We start from the raw sequence: 14,974 nt of genomic DNA, 5'->3' as shown, positions 1-14,974 counted from the left end.
GCCCATGGGCTACTTCGACGACCTGTCCCCCGAGCGGACGTGGACGCCCCGCGACTGCACCCTCTGCTGGGACTCGTCCCGCCCCCTCACCCTGATGTTCCCGGTCAAGTCCGTCCACTTCTGGCGGGTCACCGACGAGCAGGGCACGCGGCAGAAGATCCGCCACGAATCCCAGCAGTGGTTCGCCTGCGACCGCTGCAAGGCGTACGTGGTCGAGCACCGTTGGGACGAACTGGCCGCCGAACTCGGTCACCCGGAGGGTTATTTCGAGCCACTCGCGGAGGCCTGCCTCAACACCGGATGGAGTTTCCGCAAGGGCGGGCGGGCCGGGGAGTCCGCCTGACGTCCCGAGTCCGCCGGGCCTCGGGCCGGCCGGTCGGCGAGCCCGGCCGGCCGGCCGCGCTCATCCCACCTTGGTGTAGGTGAGCGACTCCCCCGTCGCGTCGTTGACGCGGGTGAGGCGGCCGTCGCCGTGCAGGGTCAGCGTGGTGGACTCGCCCACGCTGCACGAGGTCACCGGCTCGCCGACCACCACCCGCGACGGGCCGACGCGCACCGGCCCGCGCGTGCCGGGCGCGGCGGTCAGCTCCGCCTGGAAGACGCACCGGTAGGAGCCGGTACCGCCCTTGAGGGGGCCGGTCGCGGTCAGCGAGAGCACCGTGTCACCGACCGCGCCCTGCTGGAGGGTGAGGCGGCGGTCGTCGGAGGCGCCGATGGTGGTGGACCAGGTACCCAGGAAGGCGGCGGGGATCGTCTCGCCGTCGCCGTCGCCGTCGCCATCGCCGTCGTCGCCGTCGTCGCCGTCGTCGCTGCCGTCGTCGCCGGAGGGCGGCCGCTCGACCGGGGCCGGGGCGCCGCCCGGGCCGGCGGAGGCGGTGGGGGAGGGCTGCTTCGGATCGTTCGCCACGTCGTCCCCGCCGCGGAGGAAGGCGTAGACCCCGGCGCCGGCGCCGAGGGCGACGAGCAGGGCCACCACCAGCAGCAGGATCGTCGGGCCCCGGTCACGCGCGGGAGCGGGGAGCGGGGCAGGTCCGTACGGCGGGGTCGGGGCCGGCTCCGGGTGCTGGTGGGGCCCGGGGTAGCCGTAGGCGGGGTGCGGCTGGACGTAGGCGTGCGCCGGGGCCGGGGCCGGGGCCGGGGCCGGGGCCGGGGCCGGGGTCCGGGGCGGGGCCGCCTGGGGCTGGGCGGCCGGTGGCGGCGGAGGCGGCGGCGTGGGGCCGACGACGACCGTGGGGAGGTGGCTGACGCCGCCGGGCGGGGGCGTGCCGGGGGCGGCGGGATCGGGCGGGACGGGCGCGGCCGGGGCCTCGGACGAGGCGGGCGTGCCCGCCTCGGCGGCCTCTCCGGAGGCGGGCGGCCCGGCGGGGGCGGCGGCCGCGGCGGGTCCCGGCGCGGGGTCGCTCTGCGGGTCCTCCCGGTCCAGCAGGCGGACCGCGTGGCGCCCGAGTTGGGCGACGAGGCCGCCGGGGAGCCACGGGTCGAGGGCCTTGCCGCCGCTGACGGTGTCGTCGGCGCCGGTCAGGGCGAGCAGGCGGTCGGGGGTGGGGCGGGCCCCGGGGTCCTTGGCGAGGCAGGCACCGATGAGTTCCCGGAGGCTCTCGGGGACCTCCGCCAGGTCGGGCGGCTCCTGGGCGATGCGGTACATCAGGGCGTGGACGCCGCTGCCGGCCGTGCCGAAGGGCAGTGTGCCGGTGGCCGCGTAGGTGAGGACCGAGCCGAGGCAGAACACGTCCGCGGCCGGGGTGACGCGGTCGCCGCGCACCTGTTCGGGGGCCATGAAGCCCGGGGAGCCGACGACGGCGCCGGTCCGGGTGAGGTCGGCGTCGGCGGTGGTCTCCAGGGCGCGGGCGATGCCGAAGTCGATGACGCGCGGGCCGTCGAGGGTGACGAGGACGTTGGACGGCTTGAGGTCGCGGTGGATGAGGCCCGCGGCGTGGATGTCCTTGAGGGCGTGGGCGAGCCCGGCCGCCAGGATGCGGACCGAGCGCTCGGGGAGCGGGCCGTGGTGCGAGGTGACCACCGACTGGAGGGAGGGGCCCGCGACGTAGCCGGTGGCCAGCCACGGCACCTCGGCCTCGGTGTCGGCGTCGAGGACGGGGGCCGTCCAGGCGCCGCCGACCCGTCGCGCCGCGGCGACCTCCTTGCGGAACCGGTCGCGGAACTCCGCCCGTTCGGCCAGTTCCCGGCGGACCAGCTTCACCGCGACGGTGCGCCCCCGGTCGGAGCGGGCCAGATAGACCTGGCCCATGCCGCCCGCGCCCAGGCGGGCCTGGAGGCGGTACGCCCCTATGTGGTGCGGGTCCTCAGGACCGAGTTGTTCCATCGCGGCGCCGCCTCCCCCGTAACCCGCGTCTGCCACCGGTCCGGAGGATAGTCGGCGGGCCCGCGCTCGCGCCCGGGCCGCCACGCTTCGTGTCCGGACCGGGACGAAAGGCGGGGGCGGGCGGCGCATCCCCTTGCCGCGAGGGGCGCGTGGCGTCATGATCTCGCGGGTGATCAGCATCTTCGCCCTCGCGGCCGCCGGTCTCGGCGCGGCCTCCATGGTCTCCTGGATACGCCGTTCCCGGAAGCGGGCGGCGTTCGACCCCGCCCGGCACGGCCTGGTGCCCCGTGCGGAGCTGGACCCCGGCCGTGCCGGGCCCCACCGTGCCGACCCCGGTCGCGAGACCGTGGCGGAGGTCGTCCTCGCCGCCCGCCGGGGCGAGTGGAAGCAGGCCGCCGCCTACGTGGAGGCGGCCGGGGAGGACTGGGACGAACGCTGGTCACGCGTCGAACTCCTCCGGGAACTGGCCCAGGAGGACGACGACTGGCTCCAACGGTGGCGCGAGGCGCGGCCGGAGAGCGGCGACGCCGCCACCGTGCGGGCCGGGCTGCTGCTGCACCGGGCCTGGTCGATCCGGGGCGGCGCCTACGCCGACCAGGTCTCCCCGGCGGACATGGCCACCTTCCGGCGGATGCTCCCCGACGCGATGAAGGCCGCCCACGAGGCGTCCGGACTGGCCCCCGACGACCCCGGTCCGTGGGTCGTGATGGTGACGGCGGCCCGCGCCCTCGACTACGACCACGGCCAGTTCTCCCGCCTCTTCGAGGAACTGCGGGCCCGCGCCCCTCATCACTGGGCCGGCCACCTCCAGGCGCTCCAGTACTGGGCCCCCAAGTGGCACGGCTCGCAGGAACTGATGGGGCGGTTCGCCGGGGACACCCTGGCCCTGGCCCCACCCGGCAGCGTGCTCTGCGGCGTCTACCTGCACGCGCTGGACGAGGCCGAGGCGCAGCGGGGCCGGCGCGGGCTGCCGACCACGGCGGAGGACAAGGAGATGCTGCTGATCGTGGCCCGCGGGCTCGCCACCGTCCCCGAGACCGACCCGCGCCTGCCCGGCCTGCGCCACCTTCTCGCGTATCACCTGACGCGGTGCGGGATGTACGGGGCCGCGCTGCCGGTGTTCCGCGCGATCGGGCCCTGGTGCGGGGCCGAGCCGTGGCGCAAGGGGGGCCGGGACCCGGTGGACGCCTTCGACGAGGCACGGACGACGGCCGCGCTCGAGGTGGCCCGGAACCGCGGCTGACCCGGCACGTCCGCCCGGGCAGGCGGCGCGGCGGGGCTTCCCGGCCGCCTCCGGCGCGCCCGCCCCCGACAACCTGTCGCCCCCGGCTTCCGGCACCAGACACACCGCCCATTCCCCGACCACGCACCTCGCTCTTAGCCTGTGGGCATGACCCCTCAGTCCAGCCAGCACGGCTCCCCCCTCCCGGAGCTCCCCGAGCCCGACCCGCAGACCGGTGCCGCCGTCAAGGCCGCCGACCGGGCGCATGTGTTCCATTCGTGGTCCGCGCAGGATCTGATCGACCCGCTCGCCGTGGCCGGCGCGCAGGGGTCGTACTTCTGGGACTACGAAGGCAACCGCTTCCTCGACTTCTCCAGCGGCCTGGTCTTCACCAACATCGGCTACCAGCACCCCAAGGTGGTCGCGGCGATCCAGGAGCAGGCGGGCCGGCTGGCCACCTTCGCCCCCGCCTTCGCCGTCGAGGCACGGTCCGAGGCGGCCCGGCTGATCGCCGAGCGGACCCCGGGCGACCTCGACAAGATCTTCTTCACCAACGGCGGCGCCGAGGCCGTGGAGAACGCCGTACGGATGGCACGTGTCCACACCGGCCGCACCAAGGTGCTGAGCGCCTACCGCTCGTACCACGGCTCCACCGCCGCCGCGATCAACCTCACCGGCGACCCTCGTCGCTGGGCCTCCGACAGCGGCAGCGCCGGGGTCGTCCACTTCTGGGCCCCCTTCCTGTACCGCTCGCCGTTCTACGCGGAGAACGAGGCGCAGGAGTGCGAACGCGCCCTCGCCCACCTGGAGTCGACCCTCGCCTACGAGGGCCCGCAGACCATCGCCGCGATCATCCTGGAGACCATCCCCGGTACCGCGGGCATCATGACGCCGCCGCCCGGCTACCTCCAGGGCGTCCGCGAGCTCTGCGACCGGTACGGCATCGTCTTCATCCTGGACGAGGTCATGGCCGGATTCGGCCGGGCCGGCACCTGGTTCGCCGCCGACCACTACGACGTGGTGCCCGACCTGATGACCTTCGCCAAGGGCGTCAACTCCGGGTACGTCCCGCTCGGCGGCGTCGCGATCAGCGGCAAGATCGCCGAGACCTTCGCCAAGCGCCCCTATCCGGGCGGCCTGACCTACTCCGGTCACCCCCTGGCCTGCGCCGCCGCCGTCGCCACGCTGAAGGTGATGGACGAGGAGGGCGTGGTCGAGAACGCCGCGCGCCTGGGTACCGAGGTGGTCGAGCCGGAGCTGCGCCGCCTCGCCGAGCGTCACCCGAGCGTGGGTGAGGTCCGGGGCGTCGGCATGTTCTGGGCGCTGGAACTGGTCAAGGACCGCGAGACGCGTGAGCCCCTGGTGCCGTACAACGCCACCGGCGAGGCCAACGCGCCGATGGCCGCCTTCGGCGCCGCCGCCAAGAAGCGCGGTCTGTGGCCGTTCATCAACATGAACCGGACCCACGTCGTGCCGCCGTGCACCGTCACGGAGGAGGAGCTGAAGGAGGGCTTCGCCGCCCTCGACGAGGCGCTGAGTGTCGCCGACGAACACACCGTCTGACGGATCCCGCCCCGGCGGGGGCGACCTCGCACACGGAAAGTGACCGATGTTTCACGTGAAACATCGGTCACCCTCCGTGGCCCCAGGGGAGGCGTCGCCCGGCCCGCGCCGGCCGGAGCCGATCCCGGCCGGCCCCCGGCCGAGCCGTTTCCCGCCGCACGCGCGGCGCTCCCGGCTCCCGTAGCGCGTAGGCTGACGTGCTCATACGCGACCGCGAACGGGAAGGACAGGCAGATGTGCGCGACGCGCGGGAACAGCGTCCACGCCGTCACCCGCTCCACGCTGCGCCAGCAGATCGCCGGTGCGCTGCGTGACGAGGTCCTCGCCGGACGGCTGCGCCCCGGCCAGGAGTTCACCGTCAAGGAGATCGCCGAGCAGTACGGGGTCTCCGCCACCCCGGTTCGCGAGGCGCTGGTCGATCTGTCCGCGCAGGGGCTGCTCGACTCCGTCCAGCACCGCGGCTTCCGCGTGCACGAGTTCTCGGTCACCGACTACCGGGCCATGGTCGAGGCCCGGGGGCTGATCGCCGACGCCATGTTCAGCGGGCTCGGCCACCACGCCCCCGCCGATCCGGGCCGCTACCTCGCCGTGCGGCGCCGGGGCGAGGAGTGCGCCCGGGCCGCCTCCGCCGGGGACCTCAACGTCCTCATCGGCTACGACCTGCGGTTCTGGCAGGAACTCTGCGCCCTCTTCGGCAACCCCTATCTCTCCGACTTCGCCTACCGCCTGCGCCTGCAGTCGTGGGTCTGCTCCGTCCCCTACCTGCGCCGCCACGGCGACCTGCGCGGCCGTCTGTGGACCGGCCACGGGGCCTTGATCGACGCCCTCACCCAGCAGCGCCACGCCGAGGCCCAGGCGATCATCGCGGCCTACAACGCCGATTCGCTCGCTCTCATCGAGGAACTGGCCGGCCCCGCCGTCCGCTGAGCCCCGGTCGTGTTCTTCTCACGGCCGGACGCTCTTCGCCCGGCGAAACGGTCATCTCCGAACGGAAGAGGACTCAAGTGGTCCCGTGACGCTCGTGCGAGATTTCCGGGGTGGCGAACAGCGACAGAGAGTCATGGAAACGGTCCTGCCGGGGTACTTCACTGGTCCTATGAATACGGAAAGTCACGCGACGGAACTGGACTGGGTGCCCTCCTGCGGCGTCCAGCTGCGCAAAGCGGGCGTGCGGTTCGACGCTGTCCGGATGGACGGGGGCGCCGGACGGCTGATCGCCGAGGCCATGGCGCAGATGACCCTGGGCGAGCCGGGCCCCGTGGTCGAGGAGGTCAGGGGCCGGCGGGCGGTGTACTTCCTGGTCCCGGTCGGCTCGACGGGACACCGGAGCTGGCCGGACGGGGTGACACGGCTGACGGGCGAGTCCGGGCGCATCGCGTTCATTCCCGTACCGGCGCTGAGCGGCTGGACCTGGCCGCTGAAATGGCGGCACCAGCCCGGCTCAGGCGGCGATCTGGTCCACCCTCTGCTGCTGCGGAGCACCCTGCTGGCGTGGGCGGCGGGTGACCTGGGGGTGCTCGACGACCTGGAGGAGAACCACTCGGCACCCGTGTCTCACCCGGGAGAGTGAATATCCGTCTGTGCGGGCCCGAAATACCTGTTCGGACTTGCCTTCGCCCTTTTGGCGGCACATAGAGTCGCCGTCGAGCGGCGCATATGCCCGCTCACAGGAAAAGCCCCCGGTGCGCAGCACACGGGGGCGGACGAACACGGGAGTTGCCGCTCCCTGCCGTCATGACATCAGGAACAGACCTTCCCGAATGCGTATTCACCGTAGCGCGCCCAAGCGCGCTTTCACCACTCTTCCCAACGCCACGGCGCGCGACAAGCGCCTTTCGTGGACGGCGGCGGGCATCCTCACGTACCTCCTCGGGCTCCCTGACGGCAGCAGGACCTCGGTACGCCAACTCGCCGGACTGCGCGACGAGGGGCGAGACCGGGTGGCGGCCGCCCTGCGGCAGCTGGAGGAGACCAGGTACCTCCGCCGGGTCAGGAGCCGGGGCCCGGCCGGCCGCCTCTCCACCCACTACGAGGTCTTCGACGTGCCGTACGTCGACGAGCCGGGTGTACCGGGGCTGCCAGGCGTACCGGAGGCCGCAGCGGCCCGCGGGCCGCTGCGCGGGAACCCGGACTCCGGTGAACCGCGCGACGGCGGCTCCGGCCATACCCATACGGGCAAGACGGGGAGTACAAGACCCCCCACCCTGGGAGTCCCCTCCCCCGGAGCGCACGGCGCCGAGAGCGCCGGTCCCGGTGGGCGGCGCAGGCAGCGGGGCCGCGCGGGAGCGGAGGCGGAGCCGCGGGAGCGGCGGACCGAGCCGCGGGGCCAGGGCCTCGCGCGGGACTCGGGCCCGGCACCGGCACCGGCCTCGGACCCGGTGGGTCCGGCGCGCCTCGTCCCCGCGCCCCGCGGGCCGGACGGCGCCCGCGGCGCGGAACCGGTCTCCACCGCGTCGGCGCCGACGGCCGCGACGAGCCCGGCGACGCCCCTGGAGGCCCCGCCGATCGCCTGGGAGACCGCCGAGGCGGCCGAGGGCCAGATGCCGCCCCCCGACCCCGCAGACGCGCCGCAGCGCCCTCGCCGCGAGGAACCCCTCACCGGGAGCGCCGAGGTGCTGTCCCGGCTCGGTCTGCGGGACCGGCGGCTGACACTCGGGGCCGACGAGGCGCGCGAACTGGCGCCGCTGCTGGACGAGTGGTTCGCGGTCGGCGCCGACGAGGCGTCCGTGTTCCACGCGTTGACCAGCGGCCTCCCGGACCGGGTGCACGCGGCCGCCGCCCTGGTCGCCGACCGGCTGCGCCGCAAGAAGCCCGCCCCACGGCCCCCGAAACCCCGCCCCGCCTCCCGGCCGGCCTGCACCAACTGCGCCGCGCCCATGTTCCAGCCGGGCCTGTGCCGCGCCTGCCGCCGCGAGCTGGCCCGCTACGGCGACCTGCCGCCCGACCCCGTCGACCACTCCGTCACCCCGGCGACCGCGGTCACCGGCGCCGCCGCCGTCCGGAAGGCGTTCCACGTCAACGGGCCCGCCAGAGGGCCGCAGCTCAGAGGTGTGCCGCTGCCCGGGGCCGGTCCCGCACCGGCCTGGTGAGCCCGGCGCGCGGGCGGGGACCCGTTCACCCGGCCGGTCCCCTCTCGCTCGCCGCCCCCTCCCCGGCGGCGGAGGGTGGGATGGCCTCGGGTCGTCCGGGGGTGTCGTCGTGGAGGGCCGGGACATGGGCAGGGGAGCGAGGGCGCGGGCGGGGATGGCCGTGCTGACGGCCGCGGCGCTGGTCGCGGGGTGCCAGGCGGTCAAGCCGGTGGAGCAGCCGCCCGAGCGGACGCGGGGAGCCGGGACCGAGCAGCGGATGCCCGGGACGCGGGCACCGGCGTCGCCCGCCGCCGACGAGCCCGACCCCTCGGTGCGTGAGGCCCAGGAGGCGTGCCGCAAGGAGCAGCGGACCGCCTGCTACACCTTCGACCAGCTACGGAACGTCTACGGCGTGCGGGACCTGGAGGCGACGGGCAAGGGGCAGACGGTGGCTGTGGTGATGCCGGTCGGGTCGCCGGTGCTGGAGGCGGACCTGCGGGCGTTCAGCGAGAAGCTGCGGCTGGCCCCGCCGCAGGTCGAGGTGGTGCGGCACGGGCCCGAGGACGGGGAGGCTGCGCCGTTCGACTGGGACAGCGAGGTGATGGTCTCCCAGGCCAAGGACACCACCCTGGCCGTGCAGGCGGTGCACGCGATGGCGCCCGACGCGAAGGTCGTGCTGCACCAGGTCGACGCGGCGCGCGGCGAGGCCGACGAAGGGCTGACGGCCAACGGGGCGCGGCGGCTCGCCGGCGTGGCGCGGCAGGTGATCGAGGACGACTCCGCCGATGTGCTGTCGGTGAGTTTCGCCGTACCGGAGAAGGGCGAGCTGGGACGGGAACTGCGGGACGAGTTCAAGGAGATGGCGCCGGTCTTCCTCGACGCCGCCCGCAAGGGCATCACCGTGGTCGCCCCCGCCGGGGACGGCGGCGCCGCGCCGACCGAGGCGGACGGCGAGCCCGTACGGGGCGTCTCCTGGCCCGCGTCCGACCCGAGCGTCGTCGCGGTCGGCGGGCTGCGGCTCGGCCTCGACGACGAGGGGCGGCGGACCGACCCGGACGTGGTGTGGGCGGACCGCGCGGGCGCCTCCGGCGGCGGGGTCTCCGAGGTCTTCGACCGGCCCTCCTACCAGAACCGGGTCGAGCCCGCCGTCGGAGGGAAGCGCGGCGTGCCCGACCTGTCGATGACGGCCTCCGGGGACGGCTCCACGATGATCCACTTCACCGAGGGCGGCAGGACACCGGCCTGGGTACCGATGGCCGGGACGAGTCTGGCCGCCCCCCTGTTCGCCGGGATCGTCGCCGACGCCGACCAGGAGGCCGGCGACCGGGTCGGTCGGCTCCACCACCACCTGTACGAGCGGGGACGCGACGTCGACACGGGCCGCGAGGCGGGCCTGCTCGACATCACCGACGGCACCAACGGCGATGACGGCCACCGCGCCACCCGCGGCTACGACCTGGCCAGCGGCCTGGGCACGGTCGACGCGTCCCTGCTGGTACCGGCGCTGACCGACCGCTGAGCGGGCCCCGCCGCGCGGCGCCGCCGGGTCAGCGGGCCCCGGCCTCCTCGGCGGCCCGCCGCACGCGGTCACGGTGGCGTGCCCAGTCCTCCGCGTCGCCCGTCGCCAGGGCGTCCTTTCCCGCCAGCAACCCGGCCGAGCCGTCGAGGAGTTCGCGGAGGATGTCGGCGTGGCCCGCGTGCCGCTGGGTGTCGGCGGTGACCCGGACCATGATGTGGTGCAGGGTGACCTCCCGGCGCTCCTCCGGCCACCACGGGACGTGCCCCACGGCGTCGAGCGGGAGGGCGTCGAACGTGGCCTGGGCGTGCTGCCACGCCCGGCGGTACAGGTCCGTGATCGCCTCGCGGGGCTCGTCCGGGGTGGCGTACATGTCGGCGTGGGGGTCGGTGGTCTCGGTCCACCACCACCCGGGCAGGGGCTGCCCGGTGAAGTACGGGCGGCCGAAGGTGTCGCCGAAGTAGCCGAGTTCCACTCCGGTGAGGTGTTTCACCAGGCCGAGGAGGTTGGTCCCCGTGGGGGTCAGGGGCCGCCTGGCGTCGTACTCCGACAGGCCGTCCAGTTTCCAGAGCAGGGCGTCCCTGGACTCCTGGAGGTAGCGGACGAGGTCCGCCTTGTCACTGTGTTCGGGTCGGGTCATGGGGGGAGTCTCACCCCCGGGAGGCTCGGGAGACCAGGGGGTGGCCGCAAGCGCCGGCCCGCCGGGCCCGGAGCGTGGTCCGAGGCGTCGGCCGGGCCGGGGAGGGCCGCTGCCGGCGGGCCCGTCCGGCGTGGCCGCACGGTTGACGAGGAGTCACGGGGCCCCCGCGCCGCCGGCCGCCGCGCTCGACGGCGGGTTCGGCGACGACCACGACCACGACGACGACCACGACCACGACGACGGGGACGGGGTCGGTTTCGAGCCGTTCCCGGAGTTCCTGCCGACGGGGAGACCGGTGAGTGGTGCCGCTCGTGGGCGGGGAACGACGAGGCCGGCGGCGGTCGCTTCCGGGTCCTCGGACAGGACGGCAGCGGGGGGTACGCCGCGTTCCGGCTGGTCCGGGAGGGCAGGCCTCTCGGTCGAGCAGCCGTCGCCCTCCTGGCCGGAGGGGGAGAACGCGGTGCTCGCGCGGCATCCGGCGGACTTCCTGCGGCCGCCGGCCGCGGGGCTCGGCCCTGGGAGGCGTGCGCCGGGCAGGACTCCGGGGGAGAGGCGCGGCCGGGAGCCGCGCGTCTGGCGGTGGCCCGGCGGTACGCCCCGGACCGGCGCCGGGCGCCCGCCGAGGTGGTGGCGGACGCCGCCGGGTTCCCCGGCTTCGACGGCCGCGTGCGGAGCCCTACCCGTCGACCACCTTCGCCGTGAAGGCGTCCAGGTTGGTCCTCAGGCGGGTGACGCGCTCCTCGGTGGTCAGGGACTCCTCCTGGCGGCCGGAGCGGAGCTGGGGCTGCCGCTTGCCGCGTACGTAGAGGGGGCAGGCGAGGTCGGCGCAGAGGTAGATGCCGACGGTGTTGCCCTGGCGGCCGCGCTGTCCGGCCAGCGGAGCGGTGAAGAGACTGACGCCGGAGGAGGCATGGGCCGTCAGGCAGACCTGGCACAGGCTCGACTTCATGGCGCTGGTGCGGCCGAGGGCCGGGACGCGCAGGGAGACGCCGAGCGGCTTCTCGTCGGCGCCCGGCACGACGAGGTGGGCGCGGAGCGGCGCGCCGGGGTCGACCCAGCCGAGGAAGTCGAGGTCGGTCCAGGGCAGCTCGGCGAAGTCGAGCGGGAGGCGCAGGCGCGCGGCCTCTCCCTTCGTGCTGTTGACGAACGACGCACGGATCTGTTTCTCGGTCAGCGGGTCCACGGGGGACGACCTTAGGGCGCGGTGAGTGGGCGGTGCACGCAGTTTTCCGCGTGCCGGACGCGCTTGCGTACGAGGCGGCGGGGGCGCGGGCGCTGATCGGGCGTCACATACCGGCCGTACCGGCGTGGTCTGCGTCATGTGTGCGGGAAATCTGTTCGCTTCCGGCCGCGATGGGGGACCCTGGGGGCGTGAAGAAGGTTCTGGTGGTGGGCGGGATCGGGATCACGACGTGCCTCGGGTTCGTCGCGCTGCTCTTCGTCGGCACGCTGGCCGCCGCCGGGTCGATGGCGGGCGGGACCGCGGGTGGAGCGGTGGGGCTGGCCAAGGGGGCCGTACCGGCGCAGTACCAGGACCTCGTGCAGAAATGGGGCAACCTCTGCCCCGCGATCAACCCGGCCCTGCTCGCCGCCCAGCTCTACCAGGAGAGCGGCTTCGACCCGAAGGCGCAGAGCCCGGCCGCCGCGCAGGGCATCGCGCAGTTCATCCCCGGCACGTGGGCGACCCACGGCATCGACGGCAACAAGGACGGCGTGCGCGACGTCTGGGACCCGCGCGACGCGATCCCCTCGGCCGCCTACTACGACTGCGAACTCGCCAAGTACGTCAAGGACGCCCCCGGCGACCCGACGCACAACATGCTCGCCGCCTACAACGCCGGGCCGTACGCCGTCATCAAGTACGGGGGCGTGCCGCCGTACAGCGAGACGCAGAACTACGTGAAGACCATCACCGACCTCTCCAAGAGCTTCGCCCGGCCGGTGACCCGGGTCGAGCCGTCCAAGCAGGCGGCCATCGCCATCAACTACGCCCAGCAGAAGCTGGGGACGCCCTATCTGTGGGGCGGGACGGGCACCGCCGAGCAGGGCGGCCGGTTCGACTGCTCGGGGCTGACCCAGGCGGCGTACCGCAAGGCGGGGATCGAGCTGCCGCGCGTCGCCAACGACCAGTACAACGCCGGGCCGCATCCCTCGCGGAAGGAGCTGCTCCCCGGTGACCTCGTCTTCTTCTCCGACGACCTCACCAACTCGCGCGCCATCCGCCACGTCGGGATCTACGTGGGCGGCGGCTACATGATCGACGCGCCCCGCACCGGGGCCGTCATCCGCTTCACCCGGATCGACACCCCCGACTACTTCGGTGCCACCCGCGTCACGGCGGACGGCGCCGAGGCCCTGCCGACCGCCCCCGCCGAGGAGCCGGAGAACGGGCCGGACGGGAAGCCTGAGGGGAAGCCGGACGAGCAGGCGGAGGAGCCCGCTGACGGGCGGCAGGACGAGGCGGGCGACGAGGCGGGCGACGAGGGTGCGGGCGAGTCCTCCGACGAGACCTCCGGCGGCGATGCGGACGGCTCCCCGGACGGGACGGCCGGTGAGGCGGCCGATGAGCGGGGGGCTCGCCGGGCCGAGGCCGAGGGCCGTACGGACCAGGCCGGGGAACCCGCTGTGTCAAGGGCCCTCACGTCCTGAACGCGCACGGTAAGGTGGCTTGAACTCTGTGTCAGATTCCTTCTCTGAGCTGCGAGGATGGATCTCTCTTCGATAACAGGAGGGTGATCGTTCCGTGGAGGGTGGAACGGCCCGTGGGCCCACGGGCGTTTCCTGGTCGGGGGCAGCACGCCGCACTGACCACGCAGCAGCACGCACCGGACGGACCGTCACCACGGTGGTGGCGGAGCCGTCACTTCGGACCACGGGGGTTGCGAAGGCAGAAGAGGCACACGTCAAGGTGTGCCGGCAGGCGAGCAGACAAGGGGCCGCACCGCGATGGCTGGACTGGAGACCACCGGGTCGAACCCTGACGTGGGTCTGCTCTACGACATCAACGGCCTCGCCGCCACCTCCCCCGACTGGGTCGACCGCGTCGTCTCGTTCGCCGGGGTGTACGGACTGGTCCTCGCCGTCGTCCTGCTGACGCTGTGGACCTGGTGGCGGGTGCGTCGCACGCCCGACCGCGAGGAGGCCGCGGGGGCCGTCGCCGCCGTCGTCTGGGCGCCGCTCGCCGCGGGGGCCGCCCTGTTGGTGAACATCCCGATCCGGGGCTTCGTCGGCCGCCCGAGGCCGGCCGAGCAGCACCGGGGTGTCGAGGAACTGATCGGCGGCACGACCGACTTCTCCTTCGTCAGCGACCACGCCACGCTGGCGATGGCGCTCGCGGTCGGCCTGTTCATCGCGCACCGGCGGGCGGGCCTGGTCGGCATCGCCCTCGCCGTCCTGCTCGGCCTCAGCCGCGTCTACCTGGGCGTCCACTACCCCACCGACGTGATCGGCGGCCTCGCCCTCGGCACCGCGGTCGCCCTCCTCCTCTCCCCGCCGGCTTCGGCCCTCCTCACCCCGCTCACCAAGCTCATCGCCCGCTCGGCGAAGGCGGGCCGCCTGGTCTGGTCCCCGAAGGGCCCCCGGGACGAGGCCGTGCCGGTGGAGGAGGAGCGGGAGGGGGGCCGGGAACGGCAGGGGGACGGGGTGCGCCAGGAGTCCGGCGCCGTCTCGGTCAGCCGCCGCCGGGACCGGGACCTGGCCGCCTGAACGGGCTGCCCGGCCGGACGGCTCAGGCCGCCGCGACGGGGTTCAGCCCGTCTCCGTTCGCCACATGGCCCTCGGCGTCCGACCGCGCCTTCGACCGGGCTCTGCGCGCCGGTCCCCGCCACCCGCAGGTGCAGTGCGCGGTACAGAAGCGCCCCTTCTCCACGGTGGTGGTGAGGTGGGGCGCGGGGGGTGCTGTCGGCTCTGCCACGACTTCCACGGTACTCGTCCGGGGCCGGGCCTCAAGTGCCGGTGCCCTGTTCCTCCGGGCGCGGTGCGCCTCGGGCCATGCTTGACCGATCGTTCTCGAATCTCCTAGGGTCCGGACGTGGCCAGAACCAAGGAATTCGACCCGGACGCCGCCCTCCAGTCAGCCCTTGAGCTGTTCTGGCGCCAGGGCTACGAGGCGACCTCGGTGGCGGACCTCGTCACCCACCTCGGCATCGGGCGTGCCAGCATCTACGCCACCTTCGGCAACAAGCGCGAGCTGTATCTGAAGGCGCTGGACCGGTACAGCGAGGGCCGGGACCCGGGGCTGCTGGGGGAGCTGTCCCAGCCGGGTCCCGCGCTGCCGGCCGTACGGGCGGTGGTGCGGCGGTTCGCGGCCGAGGCGAGTTCGGGCGAGCACCGCGCTGACGGATGCTTCGTCACCAACACCGCCGCCGAACTGGGCGCGCGGGACCCCGCGGCCGCCCGCCGGGTGGAGGCGAGCTGGTCCCACGTCGAGACGCTGCTGCACTCGGCGCTGGTCCGGGCCCAGGCCCAGGGGGAGCTGCCCGCCGACCGCGCCCCCCGGGCCCTCGCCCGGACGCTGCTGGTGCTGATGCAGGGGCTGCGGGTGGTCGGCAAGGCGTCGGACGAACCGGGCCGGGTGCGGGACGCCGCCGAGCAGGCGCTGCGGTTGCTGGACTGACGGGCCCCGCCCGTGCTCGCGGGGCCC

Annotated in this window: 13 protein-coding genes; 10 read left to right on the top strand and 3 right to left on the bottom strand. The window is 74.5% G+C overall.

Annotated elements, in window-relative coordinates:
* Positions 1-4 precede the first annotated feature (4 nt).
* Positions 5-343, top strand: a complete 339-nt coding sequence (locus tag Sdia_RS03880; protein WP_229831594.1) for a hypothetical protein — start codon at positions 5-7, stop codon at positions 341-343.
* Between the two features lie 60 nt (positions 344-403).
* Here Sdia_RS03880 and Sdia_RS03875 read toward each other — a convergent pair whose 3' ends face one another.
* On the bottom strand, positions 404-2,323 hold the full coding sequence (locus Sdia_RS03875; RefSeq protein WP_189500501.1) for a serine/threonine-protein kinase: 1,920 nt from the start codon (positions 2,321-2,323) through the stop codon (positions 404-406).
* 169 nt (positions 2,324-2,492) lie between these two features.
* Here Sdia_RS03875 and Sdia_RS03870 point away from each other — a divergent pair, with 169 nt between their 5' ends.
* The 6 genes from Sdia_RS03870 to Sdia_RS03845 all read left to right on the top strand — a co-directional run bounded on the left by Sdia_RS03870 (position 2,493) and on the right by Sdia_RS03845 (position 9,695).
* Complete coding sequence (locus Sdia_RS03870) at positions 2,493-3,566, top strand: DUF4034 domain-containing protein (RefSeq protein ID WP_100458358.1); 1,074 nt, start codon at positions 2,493-2,495, stop codon at positions 3,564-3,566.
* A 147-nt stretch (positions 3,567-3,713) separates the two neighbouring features.
* Complete coding sequence (locus Sdia_RS03865; RefSeq protein ID WP_100458352.1) at positions 3,714-5,108, top strand: aspartate aminotransferase family protein; 1,395 nt, start codon at positions 3,714-3,716, stop codon at positions 5,106-5,108.
* Between the two features lie 234 nt (positions 5,109-5,342).
* Positions 5,343-6,035: a GntR family transcriptional regulator gene (locus Sdia_RS03860; protein WP_100458353.1), complete on the top strand. Its 693-nt coding sequence runs from the start codon at positions 5,343-5,345 to the stop codon at positions 6,033-6,035.
* A gap of 169 nt (positions 6,036-6,204) precedes the next feature.
* Positions 6,205-6,678 (top strand): hypothetical protein, encoded by a 474-nt coding sequence (locus Sdia_RS03855; RefSeq protein WP_185393248.1) that lies wholly within the window; start codon positions 6,205-6,207, stop codon positions 6,676-6,678.
* 190 nt (positions 6,679-6,868) lie between these two features.
* Positions 6,869-8,197, top strand: coding sequence for a hypothetical protein (locus Sdia_RS03850; RefSeq protein ID WP_100458354.1), 1,329 nt, complete (start codon positions 6,869-6,871; stop codon positions 8,195-8,197).
* Positions 8,198-8,321: 124 nt separating this feature from the next.
* Positions 8,322-9,695, top strand: a complete 1,374-nt coding sequence (locus Sdia_RS03845) for a S53 family peptidase (protein WP_189500498.1) — start codon at positions 8,322-8,324, stop codon at positions 9,693-9,695.
* Positions 9,696-9,723: 28 nt separating this feature from the next.
* Here the strand turns inward: Sdia_RS03845 and Sdia_RS03840 are convergent, their stop codons facing one another.
* Together Sdia_RS03840 and Sdia_RS03835 are read right to left on the bottom strand one after the other, a co-directional pair.
* The gene (locus tag Sdia_RS03840) at positions 9,724-10,332 is read right to left on the bottom strand and encodes a DinB family protein (protein ID WP_100458356.1); all 609 of its coding nucleotides are present in this window, start codon (positions 10,330-10,332) and stop codon (positions 9,724-9,726) included.
* A 676-nt stretch (positions 10,333-11,008) separates the two neighbouring features.
* Positions 11,009-11,515 (bottom strand): FBP domain-containing protein, encoded by a 507-nt coding sequence (locus Sdia_RS03835; RefSeq protein WP_115067671.1) that lies wholly within the window; start codon positions 11,513-11,515, stop codon positions 11,009-11,011.
* Between the two features lie 188 nt (positions 11,516-11,703).
* On the opposite strand from Sdia_RS03835, the gene Sdia_RS03830 reads away from it, so the two are divergent.
* From Sdia_RS03830 to Sdia_RS03820, 3 genes are all read left to right on the top strand, one after another.
* A complete protein-coding gene (locus Sdia_RS03830) occupies positions 11,704-12,981 on the top strand; it encodes an NlpC/P60 family protein (protein ID WP_229831593.1) in 1,278 nt (425 codons plus the stop codon).
* A gap of 297 nt (positions 12,982-13,278) precedes the next feature.
* Positions 13,279-14,037: a phosphatase PAP2 family protein gene (locus tag Sdia_RS03825; protein WP_100458224.1), complete on the top strand. Its 759-nt coding sequence runs from the start codon at positions 13,279-13,281 to the stop codon at positions 14,035-14,037.
* A 325-nt stretch (positions 14,038-14,362) separates the two neighbouring features.
* The gene (locus Sdia_RS03820; protein WP_100458222.1) at positions 14,363-14,947 is read left to right on the top strand and encodes a TetR/AcrR family transcriptional regulator; all 585 of its coding nucleotides are present in this window, start codon (positions 14,363-14,365) and stop codon (positions 14,945-14,947) included.
* The last annotated feature ends 27 nt before the right edge of the window (positions 14,948-14,974 follow it).

This window comes from Streptomyces diastaticus subsp. diastaticus, assembly GCF_011170125.1.
In the GTDB taxonomy this organism is placed as follows: Bacteria; Actinomycetota; Actinomycetes; order Streptomycetales; family Streptomycetaceae; genus Streptomyces; species Streptomyces diastaticus.
The sequence above is the reverse complement of the archived record's forward strand: the minus strand, read 5'-3'. Positions and strand labels throughout refer to the sequence as shown.

Coding starts and splice junctions, on each gene's coding strand:
- Sdia_RS03880 (WP_229831594.1), top strand. CDS start 5: ATGGGCTACTTCGACGACCTGTCCCCCGAGCGGACGTGGACGCCCCGC.
- Sdia_RS03875 (WP_189500501.1), bottom strand. CDS start 2,323: ATGGAACAACTCGGTCCTGAGGACCCGCACCACATAGGGGCGTACCGC.
- Sdia_RS03865 (WP_100458352.1), top strand. CDS start 3,714: ATGACCCCTCAGTCCAGCCAGCACGGCTCCCCCCTCCCGGAGCTCCCC.
- Sdia_RS03860 (WP_100458353.1), top strand. CDS start 5,343: ATGTGCGCGACGCGCGGGAACAGCGTCCACGCCGTCACCCGCTCCACG.
- Sdia_RS03855 (WP_185393248.1), top strand. CDS start 6,205: ATGAATACGGAAAGTCACGCGACGGAACTGGACTGGGTGCCCTCCTGC.
- Sdia_RS03850 (WP_100458354.1), top strand. CDS start 6,869: ATGCGTATTCACCGTAGCGCGCCCAAGCGCGCTTTCACCACTCTTCCC.
- Sdia_RS03845 (WP_189500498.1), top strand. CDS start 8,322: ATGGGCAGGGGAGCGAGGGCGCGGGCGGGGATGGCCGTGCTGACGGCC.
- Sdia_RS03840 (WP_100458356.1), bottom strand. CDS start 10,332: ATGACCCGACCCGAACACAGTGACAAGGCGGACCTCGTCCGCTACCTC.
- Sdia_RS03825 (WP_100458224.1), top strand. CDS start 13,279: ATGGCTGGACTGGAGACCACCGGGTCGAACCCTGACGTGGGTCTGCTC.